Source organism: Shewanella sp. SP2S2-6 (assembly GCF_031931965.1).
GTDB lineage: Bacteria > Pseudomonadota > Gammaproteobacteria > Enterobacterales > Shewanellaceae > Shewanella > Shewanella baltica.
This window is the reverse complement of sequence record NZ_JAUOEQ010000025.1, coordinates 16,249-37,251: the sequence shown is the minus strand read 5'-3', so window position 1 is coordinate 37,251 and position 21,003 is coordinate 16,249. Positions and strand designations below refer to the sequence as shown.

Annotated in this window: 16 protein-coding genes and 2 pseudogenes; 6 read left to right on the top strand and 12 right to left on the bottom strand. The window is 46.9% G+C overall.

Going from position 1 to position 21,003, the window contains the following annotated elements:
- The first annotated feature begins 140 nt into the window (after nt 1-140).
- Complete coding sequence (locus Q4Q57_RS15900; RefSeq protein WP_311891344.1) at nt 141-848, top strand: SDR family oxidoreductase; 708 nt, start codon at nt 141-143, stop codon at nt 846-848.
- A gap of 612 nt (nt 849-1,460) precedes the next feature.
- A complete protein-coding gene (locus Q4Q57_RS15895; RefSeq protein ID WP_311891343.1) occupies nt 1,461-3,797 on the top strand; it encodes a M4 family metallopeptidase in 2,337 nt (778 codons plus the stop codon).
- Nucleotides 3,798-4,007: 210 nt separating this feature from the next.
- Here the strand turns inward: Q4Q57_RS15895 and Q4Q57_RS15890 are convergent.
- From Q4Q57_RS15890 to Q4Q57_RS15870, 5 genes and pseudogenes are all read right to left on the bottom strand, one after another.
- Nucleotides 4,008-4,106, bottom strand: a pseudogene (locus Q4Q57_RS15890) (helix-turn-helix domain-containing protein); the annotation flags it as partial.
- 7 nt (nt 4,107-4,113) lie between these two features.
- Nucleotides 4,114-4,212: pseudogene (locus Q4Q57_RS22115) on the bottom strand (helix-turn-helix domain-containing protein); the annotation flags it as partial.
- Nucleotides 4,213-4,219: 7 nt separating this feature from the next.
- Complete coding sequence (locus Q4Q57_RS15880; RefSeq protein WP_220591845.1) at nt 4,220-4,771, bottom strand: response regulator transcription factor; 552 nt, start codon at nt 4,769-4,771, stop codon at nt 4,220-4,222.
- Nucleotides 4,768-6,078, bottom strand: a complete 1,311-nt coding sequence (locus Q4Q57_RS15875) for a sensor histidine kinase (protein WP_012196589.1) — start codon at nt 6,076-6,078, stop codon at nt 4,768-4,770. The genes Q4Q57_RS15880 and Q4Q57_RS15875 overlap by 4 nt, the downstream gene beginning before the upstream one ends.
- An 8-nt stretch (nt 6,079-6,086) precedes the next feature.
- The gene (locus tag Q4Q57_RS15870; RefSeq protein WP_259567003.1) at nt 6,087-7,001 is read right to left on the bottom strand and encodes a dTDP-4-dehydrorhamnose reductase family protein; all 915 of its coding nucleotides are present in this window, start codon (nt 6,999-7,001) and stop codon (nt 6,087-6,089) included.
- Between the two features lie 178 nt (nt 7,002-7,179).
- Here Q4Q57_RS15870 and Q4Q57_RS15865 point away from each other — a divergent pair, with 178 nt between their 5' ends.
- The gene (locus Q4Q57_RS15865; RefSeq protein ID WP_311891354.1) at nt 7,180-9,030 is read left to right on the top strand and encodes an alkaline phosphatase D family protein; all 1,851 of its coding nucleotides are present in this window, start codon (nt 7,180-7,182) and stop codon (nt 9,028-9,030) included.
- A 4-nt stretch (nt 9,031-9,034) separates the two neighbouring features.
- Here Q4Q57_RS15865 and Q4Q57_RS15860 read toward each other — a convergent pair whose 3' ends face one another.
- The 7 genes from Q4Q57_RS15860 to Q4Q57_RS15830 all read right to left on the bottom strand — a co-directional run bounded on the left by Q4Q57_RS15860 (nt 9,035) and on the right by Q4Q57_RS15830 (nt 16,511).
- Nucleotides 9,035-9,424 carry a hypothetical protein gene (locus Q4Q57_RS15860; RefSeq protein WP_311891342.1) on the bottom strand — a complete coding sequence of 130 codons (390 nt, stop codon included), beginning with the start codon at nt 9,422-9,424 and terminating at the stop codon, nt 9,035-9,037.
- Nucleotides 9,425-9,584: 160 nt separating this feature from the next.
- Nucleotides 9,585-10,640 carry an HlyD family secretion protein gene (locus tag Q4Q57_RS15855; protein ID WP_311891341.1) on the bottom strand — a complete coding sequence of 352 codons (1,056 nt, stop codon included), beginning with the start codon at nt 10,638-10,640 and terminating at the stop codon, nt 9,585-9,587.
- Entirely contained in the window at nt 10,640-11,968 is a 1,329-nt protein-coding gene (locus Q4Q57_RS15850; protein WP_311891340.1) for a glycosyltransferase, read from the bottom strand. Before Q4Q57_RS15850 ends, Q4Q57_RS15855 begins: the two co-directional genes overlap by 1 nt.
- 2 nt (nt 11,969-11,970) lie before the next feature.
- Nucleotides 11,971-13,359, bottom strand: a complete 1,389-nt coding sequence (locus Q4Q57_RS15845; RefSeq protein ID WP_220591840.1) for a hypothetical protein — start codon at nt 13,357-13,359, stop codon at nt 11,971-11,973.
- 355 nt (nt 13,360-13,714) lie between these two features.
- Complete coding sequence (locus Q4Q57_RS15840) at nt 13,715-14,626, bottom strand: pseudouridine synthase (RefSeq protein ID WP_311891339.1); 912 nt, start codon at nt 14,624-14,626, stop codon at nt 13,715-13,717.
- 53 nt (nt 14,627-14,679) lie between these two features.
- Nucleotides 14,680-15,255, bottom strand: coding sequence for an LON peptidase substrate-binding domain-containing protein (locus Q4Q57_RS15835; RefSeq protein ID WP_106649247.1), 576 nt, complete (start codon nt 15,253-15,255; stop codon nt 14,680-14,682).
- A 200-nt stretch (nt 15,256-15,455) separates the two neighbouring features.
- Nucleotides 15,456-16,511 carry a hypothetical protein gene (locus Q4Q57_RS15830; RefSeq protein ID WP_012196582.1) on the bottom strand — a complete coding sequence of 352 codons (1,056 nt, stop codon included), beginning with the start codon at nt 16,509-16,511 and terminating at the stop codon, nt 15,456-15,458.
- A 317-nt stretch (nt 16,512-16,828) separates the two neighbouring features.
- Here Q4Q57_RS15830 and Q4Q57_RS15825 point away from each other — a divergent pair, with 317 nt between their 5' ends.
- From Q4Q57_RS15825 to Q4Q57_RS15815, 3 genes are all read left to right on the top strand, one after another.
- Complete coding sequence (locus Q4Q57_RS15825; RefSeq protein WP_311891338.1) at nt 16,829-19,222, top strand: TonB-dependent receptor; 2,394 nt, start codon at nt 16,829-16,831, stop codon at nt 19,220-19,222.
- A 148-nt stretch (nt 19,223-19,370) separates the two neighbouring features.
- Nucleotides 19,371-19,832 carry a YhcH/YjgK/YiaL family protein gene (locus Q4Q57_RS15820; protein ID WP_006087102.1) on the top strand — a complete coding sequence of 154 codons (462 nt, stop codon included), beginning with the start codon at nt 19,371-19,373 and terminating at the stop codon, nt 19,830-19,832.
- A 143-nt stretch (nt 19,833-19,975) separates the two neighbouring features.
- Nucleotides 19,976-20,896 (top strand): manganese-dependent inorganic pyrophosphatase, encoded by a 921-nt coding sequence (locus Q4Q57_RS15815; RefSeq protein WP_006083317.1) that lies wholly within the window; start codon nt 19,976-19,978, stop codon nt 20,894-20,896.
- Nucleotides 20,897-21,003 lie beyond the last annotated feature (107 nt).

Here is a 21,003-nt window from a genome sequence, read left to right as displayed (position 1 = left end):
ACCATTAGCACTGAGTGTTAGTGCTTAGCATTTGTACTGATTGTTAGTACTTAGCATTAGTGGGCCTAAGCGTGACTCTTGGATATAGAGAGTTTGATATGAAACGTTTGATATAGAGATTTGGATAGGGAGAATTTGCCATGAAAGTACTTATCGTCGGCGGGAGTGGGGGTATTGGTCAAGCTATGGTTAAGCAAGTCCAAGAGGCATATCCCGACGCCACTGTGCATGCCACCTACAGGCATCATCTTCCCCAAGACAGGCAGAATAATATCCAATGGTATCAGTTAGATGTGACCAATGAGGTCGAGATTAAACAGCTGAGCGAACAACTCACTGAATTAGATTGGATTATTAACTGTGTCGGGATTTTACACACCCAAGATAAAGGGCCAGAAAAAAGCCTACAATCACTGGACATCGACTTTTTCCAGCACAATTTAACGCTAAATACCCTGCCCAGCGTCATGCTGGCGAAGCACTTCTGCCATGCCTTAAAACAAAGTGACTCGGCAAGATTTGCCGTGATATCGGCGAAAGTCGGCAGCATTACCGATAACAGATTAGGTGGCTGGTACAGCTATCGCGCCTCAAAAGCTGCGCTGAATATGTTTCTCAAAACACTATCGATTGAGTGGCAACGAACCATGAAACACTGCGTAGTATTATCCCTACATCCGGGCACCACAGATACGCCATTATCTCAACCCTTTCAACAGAGTGTGCCTAAAAGCAAACTGTTTACACCTGAGTATGTCGCCAACTGCTTGCTGCCGATCATTGCCAATGCCACTCCGGCACAAACAGGGTGCTTTTTCGCCTACGATGGCACTGAGTTACCTTGGTGAAATAAGCTGAACAGTAAGCCAAGTCGCGCGATGCGTACGGGCTCTTGCAACGTACATATTTCAAAGGCCATCTTTCAAATGGCTCTTGCAAAGTACATTTTTCAAAATGAATCCGGCAAAGCGATGGATCTTTGCCCTTAAAAAAGGGTTATGCCCAAAAGCACCACTAATCCTTAAAGCCACCCGCTCAAAAATCACCCGCCTAGAAACAACCCGCTTAACCTCGCCAACAATTCCAACCTAACCCAATGAAAATTCATCAATAAAGTACTTTTTACGACTCACAAAACCCGCCATTTGACTAGGCTAAATCGCTATTACCCAAAAGTCCTAATTCAAATTTAAAAGCACCTAAATGAATGCTGAAGATAGTTCCTTTGTACGATTGTTAACACTTTTACATTTAAATAACATCTAAGGTCATGCGGTTATTCACGCTTTGCACAGAATAAAAATCTGAGAATTTCCGCCTGAGCAACAGCTCATTCTATTCGGCCATGGCAGAGGGATGCCGACGACCCTGTAGAAATTACAATAAAAAAACGCTCGCCCGAGCCAGTTAAGCAGTATGGCATTCCAACGTTAATGACAAACGGAAAAAGGATTTTAAGCATGATGCTAAACAAAAAACTGTCGCTACTCTTCATTGCTGTGTCGGCTACGTTAGGCACATCAGCATTTGCTGCTGATGTTGTCGATGTCGGCACACTCAGAAGCGCGTCTTCAAGCAATAACTTAGTGTCTCAGTTCAACTTAGACGCAGGTAGCCAACTCAAAGTCGAGAAAAAACTCGACCTAGGTCAAGGCAAGCAGAAACAACGTTTACAACAATATTTCCATGACGTGCCTGTTTATGGTTTCTCTGTTGCAACGTCACAATCGAGCATGGGCTTCTACAGCGACATGTCTGGCCGCGTATTAAAAAATATTGAAAAGTCGGCTGATTTTGTCAAACCCACTTTAACGGCTAACAAAGCGTTAGACATTGCGATTCGTGGTAAGTCTGAGAAAGCTGTTGCAGGCCTAAAAGCTGAAAACAAACAAGCTAAATTATGGCTTTACCTTGATGATGCGGCTAAAACTCGCCTCGTTTATGTGACGTCTTTTGTGGTATATGACGATGAGCCAAGCCGTCCATTCACTATGATTGACGCACACTCAGGTGAAGTGCTCAAGCGTTGGGAAGGGATTAACCACGCCGCGAGCGGTACAGGTCCAGGCGGTAACATTAAGACTGGCCAATACGAATACGGTACGGATTTTTCTTACTTAGACGTTGAAGTGAGCGGTGACACGTGCACCATGAACTCACCTAACGTGAAAACCGTTAACTTAAACGGTGCCACATCAGGCGCAACTGCCTTCTCTTATACTTGCCCACGCAATACCGTTAAAGAGATCAACGGTGCTTACTCGCCATTAAACGATGCGCACTACTTCGGTAACGTGATCTACAACATGTATAGCGAGTGGTACAACACTGCGCCGTTAACTTTCCAGTTAACCATGCGGGTTCACTACAGCAGCAACTACGAAAACGCCTTCTGGGACGGCAGTGCTATGACCTTCGGTGATGGCGCAACGACCTTCTATCCATTAGTGAGCTTAGATGTCTCGGCACACGAAGTGAGCCATGGTTTCACTGAGCAAAACTCAGGCCTGATTTACGATGCTCAATCTGGTGGCATGAACGAAGCCTTCTCAGATATGGCGGGTGAAGCTGCTGAATTTTACATGCACGGCACGAACGACTGGTTAGTCGGCGCAGATATCTTTAAAGGCAATGGCGCACTGCGTTACATGGCAGATCCAACCTTAGACGGAATCTCAATCGGCCATATCGACGATTACTATGATGGTATCGACGTACACCACAGTTCAGGTGTCTTCAACAAAGCCTTCTACACACTCGCAAACTTACCGGGCTGGGATACACGCACTGCATTCCAAACATTTGTGGTTGCTAACCAATTATATTGGACGGCTGACAGCTTGTTCTGGCAAGGCGCTTGTGGCGTTAAATCTGCGGCGACTGACTTAGGCTTAAGTGCTGACGATGTGGTTACTGCGTTTGCCGCTGTGGGTATCACACCTTGTGAAACGCCACCACCACCGCCACCACCAGAAGCGACTGAACTCGCGAACGGTGTCGCAGTGACGGGTTTAGCGGGTGCGTCAGGTAGCAAACAGTACTACAAACTCGACGTAGCAAGCGGTGCAACCAACCTGAGTTTTAATATGTCAGGCGGCACGGGTGATGCGGACATGTATGTTAAATTCGGCCAAGCTCCTACCTCTAGTAGCTATGATTGCCGTCCATACAAAGCCGGTAATGCCGAAAGCTGCCCTATCGATCCAGCCCAAACAGGAACTTATTGGGTCATGGTCAGTGGCTATAGCAGCTACACAGGTGTGAGCCTAGTGGGTGCTTATGACGGTGGCGATGAGATACCAAACCAAGATCCAACAGCGGGCTTTACTGCAAGCTTTGCCAACGGTAACGGTAGCTTCACTAGCACCAGTACTGACAGCGACGGTGATGTCGTTGCATGGAGCTGGAGTTTCGGTGATGGCACAACTGCTTCAGGCGCAAGTGTAAATCATCAGTATGCTCAGTCAGGCAACTACACAGTGACACTGACAGTGACTGACAACGATGGCGCAACAGCAAGCACTTCTGAAGAATTTGCGGTTGAAGTACCAGAAGTGGCGTTAGAAATGACAGTGAAAAACGCTAACAAATCTCGTCGCGGTAGCATTCGTGTTGCACTCGCATGGGAAGGCCATAACGCTGATGAGTACACTATCTTCCGTAACGGCGTTGCGGTTGGTACTTCAAGCAATTCATCGTTTATTGACCGTTTCACTGACCTAGCTGGCACTAGCTTCAGCTATAAAGTGTGTGAAACTAACGGCCCTTGCTCAAACGAAGAAACCGTTAACTTTTAATCGCATAAGATAATCGTATCGTGGCGCTAGCGTAAAATCCTAGCGCCGACTCATCGATAAACTTCTCGTTTCTTGTTAATGCCACTCAGTCTTTTTTGAGTGGCATTTTTTATGCGCAAATGCGGTGCACTAAGCCAGCCTCAATCCCGTCAGCATCCTTATTTCATGTGCTTGAGTCAGCGTCACTGACCAGCATGCGAGAATAAAGCGTTAATTCAAATGGCCACTTTCACCCACAGGTTTTTTGAGTAACTTACGTTGTAAGGTACAGCGATGCATCCCCAATTGTCGGGCGGTAGCGGACACATTGCCTTGGTTACTTCAAATGTCCACTTTCACCCACAGGTTTTTTGAGTAACTTACGTTGTAAGGTGCGGCGATGCATCCCCAATTGTCGGGCGGTGGCGGACACATTGCCTTGGTTACTTCAAATGGCCACTTTCACCCACAGGTTTTTTGAGTAACTTACGTTGTAAGGTGCGGCGATGCATTCCCAATTGTCGGGCGGTAGCGGACACATTGCCTTGGTTAGCATTAAGCACTTGCTGAATATGCTCCCACTCCAAACGCTTAGGATTGAGGGGCGAGTCATCGACTTCATCTTCTTGAAGGGTATGGGAATGCCCTTGCATTTCCAGCGCGGCGAGTAAGGTTTGAGTATCAACAGGTTTAGCTAAATAATTATCGGCGCCGAGGCGAATCGCTTCCACCGCAGTGGCAATACTGGCGTAGCCGGTGAGCAACACCATGGTCACCTTAGGCAGCAGGTTACGTAGCGGCACAATTAACCCTAAGCCATTGGCTTCGGCCAGCTTCATGTCTAACAGGATATGGCTAGGGCGAAACTCCCGCGCCACCAGCAGAGCATCGCTGGCATCATGGGTTAGGCGGCACTCAAAACCGTGACGCGTAAGCCGTCGGCCTAAAATACTCGCCAGAGAAAGGTCATCCTCGACGATTAACAAACGTTTCATGATCTGACTCCGCCAGCGGCCTGAATGTTGGGCGATAAAGATGCCGCTTTGTCCTTTAGAATCGTAAAGCGAATTTGTGCCACAGTTCCGCCTTGGGGATGATTGGCCAGAATCAATTCTGCGCCCAAACGCTCTAGACTGGCGTGACTGAGTAGCAGCGCAACACCTAAGCCCTTGGGACTATCAATTAATAAGGTGCCCAATTGCGGCAATAAAGAGGGCGCTATGCCTGCGCCATAATCACGGATCTGCAAATAGATCTGATCTTCACTTGGCACGATATCTAAGCTGATATCCACCTGCGGCGCACCTAGGGTTTCGACACTGGCGCGGGCAGCATTTTCAATCAAAGCCATGATGGCAGGTGTTAGACTCATATCAGTCAGAATGCTTTGCTCTGCCAGTTGCTCAGGCGCACAGGTAAACAGCCAGTTCAGTTCGGTCTGCGGCATGAGCAGTAAGGTTTTCTGCTTTAAACTGTCCACCAGCTCAGCGATCTTTTGTGGCCGCTGGCGGCGATCGCGGATCGACTCTGTCGCTAATCGCAGCTCGGCGAGCGTATGTTCACAGCGGCCTAACGCAGTCTCCATCTCCACAACCGTTATCGAAGTGCCGCTCATATCTTCTTTTACTTCATCGAGTAACAACCTCAGGCTTGAGAGCGGTGTGGCCAATTGATGCGCCATCTGCGCCGATGCAGTGCCTAGTGCCAAGAGTTGTTCCTGACGCAATTGCCCTTCACGCATATAAGCTAACTGCGCATCTTGGCGGCGCATACGTTTAGTAATCAGCGCCACGCTGGTTGTCATCACCAAAGCTGAAATCACAAAGTTAAACCACATGCCTAAATAGTGGGAGCTCATGTCCATACCATGGTGCTGCATGGGGGATTCGGGCACAGTAAAAATCATCAAGCTGTAGGCTAAGGTTGAAATAGCCGTCAACGCCCAAGGTGCCCAGATTGGCAAAGTCACAGCCGCAAGTGCAATCGGCAGCAGTAATAACGAGATAAACGCATTAGTCGCGCCGCCGGAAAAGTGCAGCCAAGAGATCCAAAATAGTGTGTCTAAACTGAGCGCGATAAAGAGGCCACGCTCCTTGGCAAACAAAGGTTTACGTAAGGCTAATGTGAGTGACAGGTATAACACCTCCAGCACTAACACATGCACTAACGGCTCCATTTGCAGGCTAAGACCAAAGGTGTCGGCGGCAAACATGGTTAAGCCAATTTGCAGCAGCAATCCTAAGGTTCGCAGTAATGCGACTTGGTCGGCGGCCTGTAGACTGGTCCCTAAGATCTTAGCCATAGCCATTCCTACAGTGTGAGTCCGAGTGCGGCCAGTGCGCCACTCGATTGCGTTAATGCTTGGCGTGCACCCGTGGCGAAATCAATGTCGGAGCGAATACCGAGCGCCGCTAAACGTGCACAACTCAAGCTACAGTCCCTTGGCCGTTTGGCATTATCCGTCGGTGTCGACTCAGGCGTTAAGTGTGCCGTGCTGAGTTGTAAAATCTCCCCTAAGGTCAACAGCATCTGATACTTAGTCATAGTCTCTGCGGCGCTAAAGTGATAAATCCCCTGCACGATAGGCGCTTCAATATGCTGTGCAATCATCTTGTCTATGGCTTGGGCAATATCGGCGGTCGAGGTTGGACTTCGCACGGCCCAATGATCGACACCCTGAGCCCGACGATCAATCAATTGGTTAACCAGCACTAGCACAGCAGATTCACTCAGCTTCTCTACTTGGCCGTAAAGGATTGGCAAGCGTAGCACGGCAAAATCAGCACTCGTGTTAAGCACTATTTCTTCGCCCTTTAGCTTAGATTCACCATAAAAATTAACAGGATGAGTGGCAGCATCTTCGGCGTACTTAGGCTGAGTGCCATCGAACACATAGTCGGTGGAGATATAGATAAGCCAAGCATTATTGGCCTTAGCTGCCATAGCGAGGGCTTGGCTGGCGGTTAAGTTAAGTGCCAATGCCGCCTGCGGATTTTGCTCCGACACATCGGGGCGACGCTCGGCGGCGCAGTGCACTATGACTTGCGGTTGCTCGCGGGCGATAAATGCCTCGACAGCCAAAGGGGCTGTCAGATCGAGTTTATGCACTCGCTCACTTGCGCGGCTAAAACCTGTGGCCACAACCTCATGTCCCGTTAATTCAAGCTGTTTTACAACAGCTCGGCCGAGTAGCCCAGTCGCGCCAGTTACCATGATCTTAGCCATATTGCCCCATTCAGTTTCAACTCATGTGTATGACTGACAATTCTAAAAGCTTTTCATATTCAACGCACTTGTTTACTCTTTTAAACCAAACTTACTTAGGGTTAACTCACTTGAGATTAACCTGAGCACCAATAGGCTGAATTTGAGTCCGACACTTCCTCTGATATTGGCAGGCCCTATGCTGCGCCACTGCGATGCCACACATTTTACCTTGTGGTTTGTGAGTCGTGAGCCATTAACTGATCTTACGTTGCGCCTAGGTGAACATGAGGTTCCGTTGCAGGATGCCGATGTGCACTATGTGCCACTCGGGCAGCACGCCCATCAATATCTGATCATGCTGTCGCGACCAGAGTTACTCACGCCGAATCGAGTCACAAATTACCAAGTATCCGCCGCCCAACATGGGGATATTTTTGCCAACATCAGTCAGCTGAACTATGGCGATGCCTCATCGCCAAGTGTGCGTTTTATCCCAGAATTAACCCAAGTATTTCATGGTTCTTGCCGCAATCCGCATCACCACAGTGACGATGCGCTCGTCGCCGCAGATACCTATTTAGCCAAGAGAATCGACACGGGTGTAGCGGACGATCGCCCCGCTCTTATCGTGATGAGTGGCGATCAAGTTTATATCGATGATGTGGCAGGCCCCATGTTAAACGCCATAGGACAAGTCATCGACTTGCTTGGCCTTCAGCATGAGCAATTTGAAGGGGCGAACATAGCCAGTAGTGAAACACTGCATTATCAACCGGCCGATTTGTATCAGCGCCATAAAAACCTGCTGCCGCACACTCAATATCCCGCCAAAACCGCACTATGGCGTTGGTATCGCAATCACCCGATTTTCACTTCCTCCATCGCTGAGAATCATCTTGTCAGCCTGAATGAAATCATCGCCTTGTATTTACTTACTTGGTCGCCAGAGCTGTGGGAATTAGTCAATATCCCCAAGGATGTTGATGGCTTAATACCCGCCAATAACGCCCGCTGGCAGAATGAATGGCAACATTTGCTCGGCTTTAAAGCTGGGCTGACGCAGGTGAGGCGCTTTATGGCGCACATTCCCGTTTACATGATGTTTGACGACCACGACGTCACCGACGACTGGAACCTCACCGCCAAATGGGAACTCGCTGCCTACGAGCATGCATTTTCAAAACGCATTATAGGTAATGCCCTGATTGGCTATACCTTATTCCAAGGGCTTGGCAATGCGCCCGATAAATTTGCTGATGAAATCCGCCCGCTGCTCGATGCTTTTTTTGTACAGCCACAGAGTGAAAGTCAGGATCTACTCATCGACGAATTACTTAAATTTGAGCAATGGCATTACACCTTAGCGACCTCGCCCAAACTTGTGGTGCTCGATACCCGCACTCGCCGCTGGCGCAGTGAATCCAATCTCGCAAAACCTTCCGGCTTAATGGATTGGGAGGCGTTAATGGATTTGCAGCAAGAATTGCTCGGCCAGTCGAAGGTCATTATTGTCTCTCCTGCCCCTATGTTTGGGGTCAAACTGATTGAGGCTGTGCAGCGTACAGCCACGCTGATGGGCGCTTCTTTGTTGGTGGACGCCGAAAACTGGATGGCCCACCCCGGTGCCGCCAACGCGCTACTGAGTATTTTTATGCACCGTAAAACCCCAGAGGAATTTGTGATCCTCTCCGGCGATGTGCATTACTCCTTTAGTTACGACATTAGTATTCGTTTTAGACGCAGTAGCCCTAACATCTACCAAATCACCTGCAGCGGCATTAAAAATCACTTCCCCGAGAAGTTGTTACCGATTTTCGATAAACTCAATGGCTGGTTTTACGGCCACTTTTCGCCACTGAATTTACTGACAAAACGAAAACGTATGTCGCTGCGCGGCAGAAGACCGAATGGTGCGCCGAGCAAACGTTTAGTGAATAAAAGCGGTATTGGGATTTTGGAACTTGCGGATGATGGTGCGCCAACAAAAATTGCAGTTTTACATGGTGATATGAGCGAAACCTTGTTCGAACCTCCAAAACAGGAATAACAAATTAAACGGGTTTATTATGTTTAACCGTCTCAGGCTGAGTGGCGCCCGAACCCGAATCCAGCGGTGGAATATTTTTAGATAATACCTCATCGGTTTCGACTTTCTTCGGCTGTACTTGATTGAAAATCAACGCCTCTGGCTGCGGCTTACCTGCTGGTTTCTCATGTACCATTTGATCCCAAATCACCTTCGAGTCTTGGTCCACATCATCAGCCTCAACGACCGATGCAGCAGACGAACTCGGTTTCTTCGGTTCAATCACCGCAGCCCCCTTACGGATCTCAGCGGCAATATCCTTCAAATAAGGTTGTTTCGTCCAGTCGCCAACAAACATGGCTGCCACTAATACCGCAGCGCAAAGTAAGATAGAGATCATCGCAGATTTAGTCATTTTACAATCCTAATAGGCTGATAAAACGCAGTCATGATAAATTAGATTGCACTTATCATAACCACACAAAAACCAATTAGACCAGTGCTGGACTTTATACCCTGCTAGCAATGAGTATCAAAACCTGTACACAGCAGGCATTTGGCGCATTAAGCTCACGCTACCAAACATAATCGAAACTGACTTCAACAGGTACCCCTTCAATAGAAACAGGTAAAACCATTTCAGGTTTTAAAGTAATCTGCAGCACAGGCTTTTCTCCATCAAAGGGACCAGAAAGCTGCTTAGGTAAACGCCCAACTAACTCAGTTGGTTCGGAAATGCTCGCTCTAAAACGGTCACCATTTGCTAAAGTAATTGTCGCTTGCTGGCCTATCCTTGTGTAATCCAAATATTTAGGTTCGAGAAATGCTAAAACAACTGGACTCTCTCGACCTGCAAGTAAAGCTAATGGACGGTCCTCAACAATATGCTCTCCAGATTGCACCAGAATATCCACGACTCGAGTTGCCGTTAACGCCCTGATTTGTAATTGTGATTGCTGCGCCTTAAGCCGAGCTAGTTGTAACTCAATATTGCGACGGGACTGGGTGACCACACCAGCACTCAACTCCACGAGCTGCTTTTGCTTGGCCTGCATTAAATCAACCTTAGCTTGCTCCAATGCCATTTTGGAGGCGGTATGAGCTTGTAGTACTGTCGCCATATCAGAGGTTGGTACAACTCCCTTTTTCTGAAAATTCTCATAACTTTTCAACAAAATGTCCTGCCGAGTAACGCCCTCGCTGGCGACGTCAATACGAATTTGTAATTGCGCCAAAATCACTGAATTTAAGCTTAGGTCCTCAATATTAAGTTGGGCTAACTGCCTTTCTAACTCACCTATTTGGGCATTCAGTTGCGGATCTGTGATTGAGAGGATTGGCGTTCCGACATTCAGCGTATCACCAGGCTTTACCTCAATAGCACTGACATCGCCAGTACTCGGAGCTCGCACTTCTAATGGCTCAGTCGTTACTATGCCACTCGCCAACACAAATAAATGTGGTCGCAACAAAATCCAACCGACAATGGCAACTGGCGCAATAACTAACAATAACAATAAATACCAACGCCCTTTGAATCCACTACGCTTAGCGGCAGCATAGCGCACTCCAATACCCTTATCTTCAGTCGGATTTTGCGCCTTGTCACTGGCTTGATAACTCACTTTCATTAAAACTTTCTCCCGCGTTTTAACACCCACCAAGGCGCCATTGAACTTTCTTCATGTGAACGTCGAACCATTTCGTTTAACAAGGCAAACAGACACACCATTCGCATAAACAGTGCATAAAAAGGATATAACGGTAGCCAAACAGCTAAGCGTAAATCTTGAGGAATTCGCTCAGATATCGCCAATAGAACCATTGAATAAAAGAAAGCTAAAATGACCAAATAGAAGCCGTAAATCGTTAATGCAATAGACAAAATAAACTGCCATGGAAAACTAACAACAATACCAATCCCATAGAAAACGATCACAAAGGGCATTAATACGTTCTGTAAAAAACCGTAGAGCAAGGTAAATACAAAAGTACCGCTACCCAATAGTTTGGGTGTAAATGCTGGCCAGTGTTTACGAAAATATAAAAACAATAAATCGCCATCCCAACGTAGCCTTTGCCAGACTAAGGTTTTTAGATCCGCAGGGGCATCCGTATGGCCAATAGCCAGTGTCGCAAAAGGGATCCGCCAATCAGGATGTCGTTTAAAGTACTGTTTTATTCTTATGGTTAAATCAAGATCTTCTGCAGTGTGAGTGTCCCAGCCACCAATTTGGATTAAAAAGGTTCGTCTGAAAGCGCCAAAAGCACCAGAAATATTGTTCAGCAAATTCCACTGCCCTAACCCTGTTTTACCACCTTGCATTGAGATCAAGTATTCAATAGCTTGCATCCGAGTAAATATGGATTCACTCACATTCCGCACTCGCAACGCTCCACCCACAGCGGGCACATTCGGGTCTTCAAAATGTGGCACTATCTGCGACACCATATCGTTATCAAAGGAAGTATCAGCATCGGCATTGATCACTATCTCACCCGTCGCTGTCGCCAATCCCGCATTTAATGTCGAGACTCGTCCACCCCGCTGCCACTTAGGCAGCACAATTACAGTGCGATTATAAGTTTGGCACGCCTTAGCCGCGGCCATTGCAACACGGTAAGTCAATCCATTTTGGACAGCCCCATCAACCACAGCAATGATCTCTATCTCACCGTCATAAACTTGCTCGATAAAAGAATCAATCGTTGACTTCACCGCCTCACCTTCGGCATAACAGGTAATCACACAGGACACTTTAGGTCTAAACAGCGACTGCTTAGGCACCTGCATAAAGCTGGTATAAAAGAAACGTAAAATGCCTGTCACTACGAGTAGCATTAAGGGGACTTCATATAACAATATCAACGGCACCAACCACACAAAGAACGTTAAGTGCTGTGCAAGTTGATGCCAGATATCCAGCAACATATAAGTGATGGTATTGAATTCACTCATCATCACATTGGCTTAGCTTGTAGGAGTTGATCGGTAAGCCACTCACCAACATTGTCACCAATATTGGCTGGTAGGCTAATTGCCTTAACGCTTAATTCGATTTTCGAGGAGGATTGCAGCTCTTTCAAATCAAAAAGCTTGTTATAAATACTCTTTAACTGCTTGATTTCTGTCATAGGCAACAGCATTAACAGCCCATCTTGAGTGTAATTACTGCATGCATCAGTCACCCGGATCACACTGCGTAAACGCTCTTGTAGTGCGTCCAGTTGAGCAAAACCTTTAGCCTCACCCTCTGCACTTAAAAACTCAGCCACATTAAGCATTTGCACCGACAAAATGGAATGTGTCTGATGATGACGTTTTGCCAGTTTGTTCTGCCAATCAAGTAACCAATAGAACTGCTCACTGACCATCTGTTCACCCGGCGCTAAACTGAAAAGCGATTGCGCTCTTCCTTGGCGCACTAAACCGCGTCCATGGGGCGTCAATTTGTAACTGTACACATTGCGTACATGTAAAGAATCAAGCTGACTACTTACCTTACAATGCAAACACTCGGCCTTAACCACGGCATCGACAAATAAAGTTTGGCATGAATGACAGTGATGATTTTCTATTGGTCTATCATAATCAACACCTATGTGTCGTAGGTTTTGCAAGCAATTTGGACAACTCAAGGTATTGAGTTTTCGAAACAATGCTTGATCACCAACATGACCGCAATTAAAACAATGCAAACTACTTTGCTGCTCAGTATCAATACTGTGGCATTGCGGACAAACATCAATGTAATTTAAATGACCCGAATGGCAGCTTGGGCAAAATCGTAAACGATTTGATAGTGTAGATTTCTCAATCCAATTATTTTTTTGTAAATCACTCAGCCAAGCGAAACTTTCCTCAGGACTCACACCCCAAGCATTCAATAAAGGATAATCATATAAATAGCGGCGCGCGGGGACAGAATGAGGTTCAAGAATCGCGTCACAATGACACCACAAATAACATAATAATTTATGTACAATATCATCTTGAAAATTGAGTTTGATTTGCTGTTTTTTTAACTTATACGACTGATATTGCTCTTTATAATCTTCTCGCCATATTCCATTTCCGAGAAAAGGTGATAATGGGCTTTCGCGGGAGACCCAGATTAAGCTCAATGCAGTAAGCTCATGCTGCCTCAACATCATAAGCCACTTATCTTGCTCTTCAGCTTGTACCGATAATACGATTACCTCAGGGATTCGCCCATTACCAATCAAAGCCTCTACTGAGGTAAATTGCTCAAACCAAGGGTGCCAATCAGCATTTTGATAGCGACCAATCCAGACAAAGTAATCATGGGGTAAATCGACACTCAAATTACTAAGAATGACTTCTTTCATATCAATATCCTACATAGATTGTGAGCTTGTCTCAGAGAGTTTAAAGACAGTTCAAAAACAACATCCATGTAATAAACTAATACCTTATTACTCTAGACCAAAAATTATAAATAACAGCTAATTTAGGACTAAATTAATAATCAGTTAAGCATTATAAACAGAAGTTAAATATTATTGTGGTTAAATCTAATACATTATAAATGCTAATTTATAATGTATTATTTTACAGCAGGTTAACTATCACAGGCGAAACAACACATTTACACACATGTTATATCATGCGCTTTCAATTAGCGGATTTGTTGACAATAAGATAAATATAAACATTAAAAAAGAAATGATATTGATTCTGTAACTAAAAACCCTCACATTGCACGTCGTGATGGATCCCGCTCACAGGATCGATAAAACGTAAACGCTGTGCCATCAATTTTAGGGGGGCCTCAAATTTATCCGGTCCTTTGGGTAATAAGCTTGGATAAAATCTGTCGTTTAACAGTGGCATACCTAAGCTTTGCATATGCACCCGCAACTGGTGGGTTTTGCCGGTAATTGGGCTCAGGTGGAACAAACCAAGATCGCCATTAATGGCTACTAGGCTGATTTCGGAATGGGTATTCGGCTCGCCTTCTACTATTTTCATGGTAAAACTCGGGTCGCTCGGCTGCATGCGGTTTTTTACCGTCCAATGCAGGGGTAACGTTAAGCTTCCCTGTTGATATTGTTCAATAATCTCAGGTGTCAGCTTGGCAATCGCTTGATAGTCTTTACGAATAGCATCGTCGATAAATAATTGATGATAAAGGGCGCGGGTTTCGGGCGCGACTGTCATCAAGATCACCCCTGCGGTTTCACGGTCAAGCCTATGAGCAGGCGCGATAGTGTCTATGCCGGTGCGTAATCTCAGTCTATGTACCAGACATTCGTTCACATAATTGCCGCTTGGGGTCACAGGTAAAAAGTGTGGTTTATAGGCCAAAATAACGTTGTCATCTTGGAATAGGATCTGTTCTTCGAAGGGAATTTTCGCTTCGACTGGCACTTCACGGTAGTAATACACCCGCGCAGCTGGACGATACTCGGTGTCCAAGGCGATCAAACTGCCGTCGCGCCAATGCACTTTTCCGTCAAGGATCCGCTGACGCCATACATCTTCACCTATGCGGGCAAAATGCTGTGCAAGAAAGGCAAACACTGTGGGTATATCTGTGACATTCACAGGAAGCACTATGTAAGAAGGTTGGGCGGCGCGGGCAGATGCTGTCATATCACAAAAAAAGCGGCTATAGAAAGCCGCTATTCTAGCCTTTTTGTGGTTTTTCAGTCCACATGGGACTTGATAAGTTGCAGCACGAAGTCCAAGGTTTTGTGGCAATCGGGCTGATTAACTAACACTAATTTGTCTTTATTATACATAGGTAAAACCTCGAGCCAGCGCTGGCTTACCCAAGCCGCATCTTCCAAATGCACTTGAGAATAGAGCTCAAACAGATCGGGATTCACCTCATAAAACTGCTCTAATGCAGCGCTTATTAGCTCAAATTCACCTTTAATCGGCTCTTCTTGCCAGTTACGGCAGGGTAAAGTACGCGCCATCCACAACTTATCTTTGGCCTGCGCCGCCGAGAGGATGCTGACGCGCTGGCGCCCTTCGAGCACTAGGCTGAGTGAATCGTCTTCTAGCTGATTAAAATCGATAATGTCGCACTGGGTAGCGGTGGGGTAACAGGGCGGACTGCCGCGGGGTCGAATGGTGGCAAAAGCGAGCGCATATTTTCCCTTGAAGACATCGGCCACCATGCGCAGATGACCGGGGTCGACTACACGAACCTCTACCCGTCCCTGTGGCAGCAACAAGGCATCGCGCATGAGTAACGCCATTTCTCGTGTTTGCATAGCAACCTCCTGCCCCTCAAATAGAAGGAAACGAATATCAATGCATTCGTATTCCTTATTACCTTAGAGTGTAGCAGGTGGAATAATTTCCTTCCTGAAGCCGTTGAGTGCAAAAATAAATTGGCGACCAAACTAGGCTAAATCAGGGCATTTCAAACCAGCCATTTTAAACCCCGTTTTCTGGACCACCGCACTTAAAACTAAAAGCGCTCTAGTCGCTCCAGCACATTTCCCTTAGCAACAACCTCGGCAAACTCCTCGGCCAGACGTTCACTCAAGGCCACCGCTGTTCGCCAGTATTGCATCCGCTGCGCCGTATCCAGTTGTTTAAAATCTTCGCGGTCGGGGATTTTACCAAAGGGCAATGAAGCCACAAATTCAGCCGATGGTGCTAACACGAGTGCATTGTGATAATTGGCTCGACCTTGGCGCCACTTCAAGGATTTATCGAACCATCCTGGGCTGATCGTTGGATAAAAATGTGGATACAGCGTCAACCCCGTAGCGTGGGATAAAGGCAAATCGAAGTGATAGTCGGTAATGCCACCATCGTAATATTGCCCATCGGCAACGCCCTCAATTTGCGGTACGGGGGCTAGCAATAATGGAATTGATCCCGTTGCTAACATCACAGCATCGACATTGGCCTCGGTTAACTCGGCCTGCTGACTAGGTAAGTCATTGAGTTGCAAAAAGGGAGAGGCTGCAGCTTGTTGGCTAAAGACCACACGTTCAAAATGCCAGCCTAAACTTCGGCGGCTGACTAAGTTAGTCGCCGCCGTTATCGCCAGCCCCACAACGAGTGGCAGCTTTGCCGTTAAACGATTTAAATGTTTGCCGCGGCACACTACTAAATGACTGTGGATATGAGCGTTGTTGACTATCTCACTACTGCCTCTGGCGCCTAAAATCCCCTGCACTACGCCTTTAACTTGTGCACTGACTTCCTGCGGAGTTGGCATACTGTCGTAACGCTGACCAATATAAAAATCCTCTAAGCGACCATAGGCTGCGAGAGGATCTTGCTGCGCCAAGCAGGCTAAACGCCACGCCCCTGAAGACGCGCCAAGCGTATAAAGCGGTGTTTGTCTGTTTTTGAAAAACTCAGAAAACAGATACTTATCTAGCCCTGCGATACCAAGCCATTTAGGTCCACCGGAGGCGGCAAGTAGCTGGGTAAAATGTTCAGATTTAAGGCCTTGTTCTGCCAAGGTATTAAATGCTGTTGCTCCCGCGAGAAATCGTAACGCTGACAAATCTGTGTTCCTTCAAGCCAGTGCCATTAAAATGAAATAACGCATTAAACCACGATGGCGCACGTCAATAAACAATTCATATCATCGACTTAACTCGCCAAAACACCCAAAGCACATCTGCCGATAACAAGGTTTAATCCATATATTCAACTGCATTTTAAACATTAACTAGAACACTCGGCTCTGAGTTAGCACATTTATGTCTAGATGTAACAATTGTTACAGTGATAACCTTCTCCACATTGAATTGTTACGTTATCTTTAATCTGCACTCCTAAGTTCGAGTATCGGGTTACAAACATCATTGAGAGGTTTTTATGCGCCTAGGGATTATCGCATTGGCAGTGTCATCTATACTCGCCATTCCAGCTGTTCAAGCCGAAGAGCAACAGCCTGGCTTCGAGAAAATCGAAATCATAGGTTCACGCATAGCACTGCGCACGGCAACTGACAGTGTTGCCCCTGTAGACATTATCACTGCCGAGCAGCTCGAATCGACCGGTATGACTGAAACCGCTAAAGCACTGCAATTTGCCGCCCCAAGCTACAGCTTCCCATTCTCCTCAGTGACTGACGGTTCAGATGCGGTGCGCCCCGCGAGTTTGCGCGGCCTGTCACCCGACCACACCTTAGTACTCGTTAACGGCAAACGTCGTCACGGCTCAGCGCTAGTGCATTTAAGTGGCACTGTGGGTAAAGGTTCATCTAACGTAGACTTAAACGCTATCCCTATGACGGCGATTAAGCGCATCGAAATTTTGCGTGATGGTGCCTCGGCACAATATGGCTCGGATGCAATTGCCGGCGTCATCAACGTGGTACTAAAGGACAGCGATCAAGGTGGTAGCCTCTCGGCTCAAGCAGGACAAACCTACATAGGTGATGGCGAGCAATGGCGTGTGGGTGTAAACCACGGCATCAGTTTAAGTAACGATGGCTTTGTGAATGTATCCCTAGAAGCCCACCATAAAGACAGCACTAACCGCGCTGGATTGGACCCTCGTCAACAGTATGAAAAATTACCCGATGGCTCAGCCGATCCACGCGAAGCCACATTTAACCGTAAGAGCCACCAGGTCGGCGATGCCGAATATGACAACTTAGGTCTATTCATCAACGCTGCCCAGCCCATCACAAAAGATGGCAAACTCTATGCGTTTGGTGGCATCAGCCAACGTGAAACTAAGTCAGGTGCCTTTTACCGCCGCGCACTCGACGCCCGTAACTTAACCGAAATCTATCCAGATGGTTTCTTACCACAAATCAATCCTAAAATTATCGATGCTTCCTTAGTGCTGGGGTATGAATTTAGCCTAGGCGAGTGGAATATCGATACTTCGGCTGGCCATGGCGAAAACTCATTTAACTACAATATTGTTAATACCTTAAACGCCTCTTTAGGCCCAGATAGCCCAACCGAGTTTGACGCGGGCACACTCACGACCCGTGAAACCAATCTTAATCTCGATGCCTCGCGCTACTTTGCCTTTGCCAATGACTCTGAAATCTTGTTTGCGACGGGTGTGTCGTGGCGCCAAAACGGCTATCAAATTGAAGCGGGCGAAACGGGTTCATACATCAATGGGGGTTACGACAACCGCGCTGCGGGTAGCCAAGGTTTCACCGGTTTTACCCCTGAGTCGCAAGTGGATGAAACCCGTGATAACACTGGCGTTTATATGGAACTCGAGAACCAGTTAACCAATGAGTTTTACTGGGCGGCGGCGCTGCGTTATGAAAACTATTCTGACTTTGGTGGCAACACCAGTTGGAAGTTAGCGGGCCGTTACGATTTCACCGATAACTTGGCCCTGCGCGGTACCATCAACACTGGCTTTAGAGCGCCGAGCGTACAACAACTGTACTTCAGCAATATCTCGACGCTGTTTAATCCCGATCCTGTGACTGGTCAGCTGGTGCCTATTGAGTCAGGCACTTTTAACACCCTATCGCCAGTGACCAAAGCACTGGGTATTAATGAGTTAGATCCCGAACTATCCCAATCATTTAGCTTAGGCTTGGTGTACACCAATGACACGGGCTTAGCACTGACATTAGATGCCTATCAAATCTCCATCGATGATCGCATTATTCTGTCGAGCTCAGTGACGCCTAATGATTCGCCCGCCGTAGCGGCGGCGCTGGCGGGCACCAATGCGGAATCTGCGCGCTTCTTTATCAACGCCGTCGATACCCGCACCCGTGGCGTTGACCTTGTAGTGAGCCAAGATTTTGATATCGGCTCATGGGGTGATTTACGGGCTAACTTAGCCTATGCCTACAATAAGACTGAAATCCAAGATATTAATTTCCCAGAGATTTTAGACGGACTCGGCCCTAAACTATTCGATAGCATTGAACAAACTCGCATGACCTCGGCGACACCGCATAACACGGGTAATTTGGGCTTGACCCATGAGCTAGGCGACTTTAAGACCAATATTCGCCTCAGCTACTTTGGTGATTACACTGTCGGCTATTCAACGGGCGATGTGAATTACAGCGATCAATGGGTGATGGATCTGTCGGTGAGATACGCGGCAACCGATGCGCTAAGTTTCACCGCTGGGGTACAAAACCTGTTTGATGTGTATCCAGAAAAACGCCCTGATGACAATAACTTCGGAGGCATCTTCGTCTACCCATTAACCAACACCCCGTTTGGTTTTAATGGTGGCTATTACTTCTTAGAAGCTAAATACACTTACTAAGCGCGTCTTAGCGAACAAAGTGACACTTGATATAAAAACAGGCCATGCTACGGCCTGTTTTTTATGTCTAAAGCTTATGTCCTAACGGCGACTATCTGATTATAATCTTTACAATTCACTCATTCACATCCGCCATGTAGAGTAACCGATGATCGTCGATACCTTAGCAAACCGCCATATTTATCAATCCCTAAGCCCTCGGCTTGCCACAGCATTAGAACATCTTGCCACCACAGACTTTAGTCAGCTGCCCGTGGGCAATTATCCCCTCGATGGCGACAACATTTTTGTGATAGTCAACGACTATCACACTAAGCATAAATCGACAGAACCCTTTGAAGTGCATCAAAAATATATCGATGTGCAATATGTGTTCAGCGGTGAAGAAGAGTTTGGTTATTTGCCACTAGCGGGCCAAACACCCTCAAAGCCCTATTTTGACAAACACGATTACGCCGAGTTTGATTACGAGACAAACAAAGCCAATGCCTCTTATGTGCAACTCAAAGCGGGTATGTTTGCGCTATTTTTTCCCGGTGACATGCATATGCCTGGCACGGGCGATATCGCCACAGCAGTGCGTAAAGTCGTGATAAAAGTAAAGATCTAACCCTTAAGCCATCTTTACCAAATCTCAGCTCGGGATTTTTAGCGTTATAGCGTCTTAAGCGCGCAGTGATATGCGCTTTGGCTATTTCCGATCCGAGCCAAATATTGCTAAAATTGCCACAAATTTAAAGGAGAGTCCCTGAAATGCCTATTTACGTTGTCGGTCACAAGATCCCCGATTCTGATTCAATCTGCGGTGCTATCGCGTTAGCCTATTTAAAAAACCAAATCGGTGAAGAAGCCATTGCCGCACGTTTAGGTGAATTGTCACCCGAAACCGCTTTTATTCTGGAACGTTTCGGCTTCGAAGCACCGGAATACAAAACCAGCTACGCTGGCGAGCAAGTGTATATCGTTGACCATTCAGAACTGACTCAAGCACCGGATGATATCGCCCAAGCGACCATCGTCGGGATTGTCGATCACCACAAGCTTGGCGATCTGACCACAGATACCCCGTTAGAATGCTGGATCCGCCCAGTAGGTTGCAGCAACACAGTGATCAAGATGATGTTCGACTTTTACCAAGTCGCTATCCCTAAAAATATCGCTGGCATCATGATGTGCGCCATTCTGAGCGATACCGTGATTTTCAAATCACCGACTTGTACCACTGCCGATATTCGCTGTGTTGAAGCCTTAGCTGAAATCGCTGGTGTTGAAGATTTCAAAGAACTGGGCATGGAAATGTTCAAAGTGAAATCAGCCGTACAAGGCACGCCAGCACGCGACCTCGTTATGCGCGACTTTAAAGACTTCAACATGAACGGTAACTTAGTCGGTATCGGCCAGTTAGAAGTGATCGACCTGTCAGTATTTGACGATATCAAGGCCGAGTTAGAAGCCGATATCAAAGCACTGAAAGTGGAAGGCAATCGCCACAGCGTATTGTTACTGCTGACTGACATTATGAAAGAAGGCTCAGAGCTGTTAATCGTGTCTGACGATAGCGACCTGACCCAACGCGCCTACGGTAAAGATACCGTCGATGGCAAAGTCTGGTTAGACGGCGTATTAAGCCGTAAAAAACAAGTCGTTCCACAGCTACAAGCGGCATTCGCATAGTCGCTTTTTCGTCGCGACGGTAGCACCGATATTAAGGCCGAACTGAGTTCGGCCTTTTTATATTCCAGGTAAAAACTGAACCCCTGCCTTACGCCTATTCACCGCCA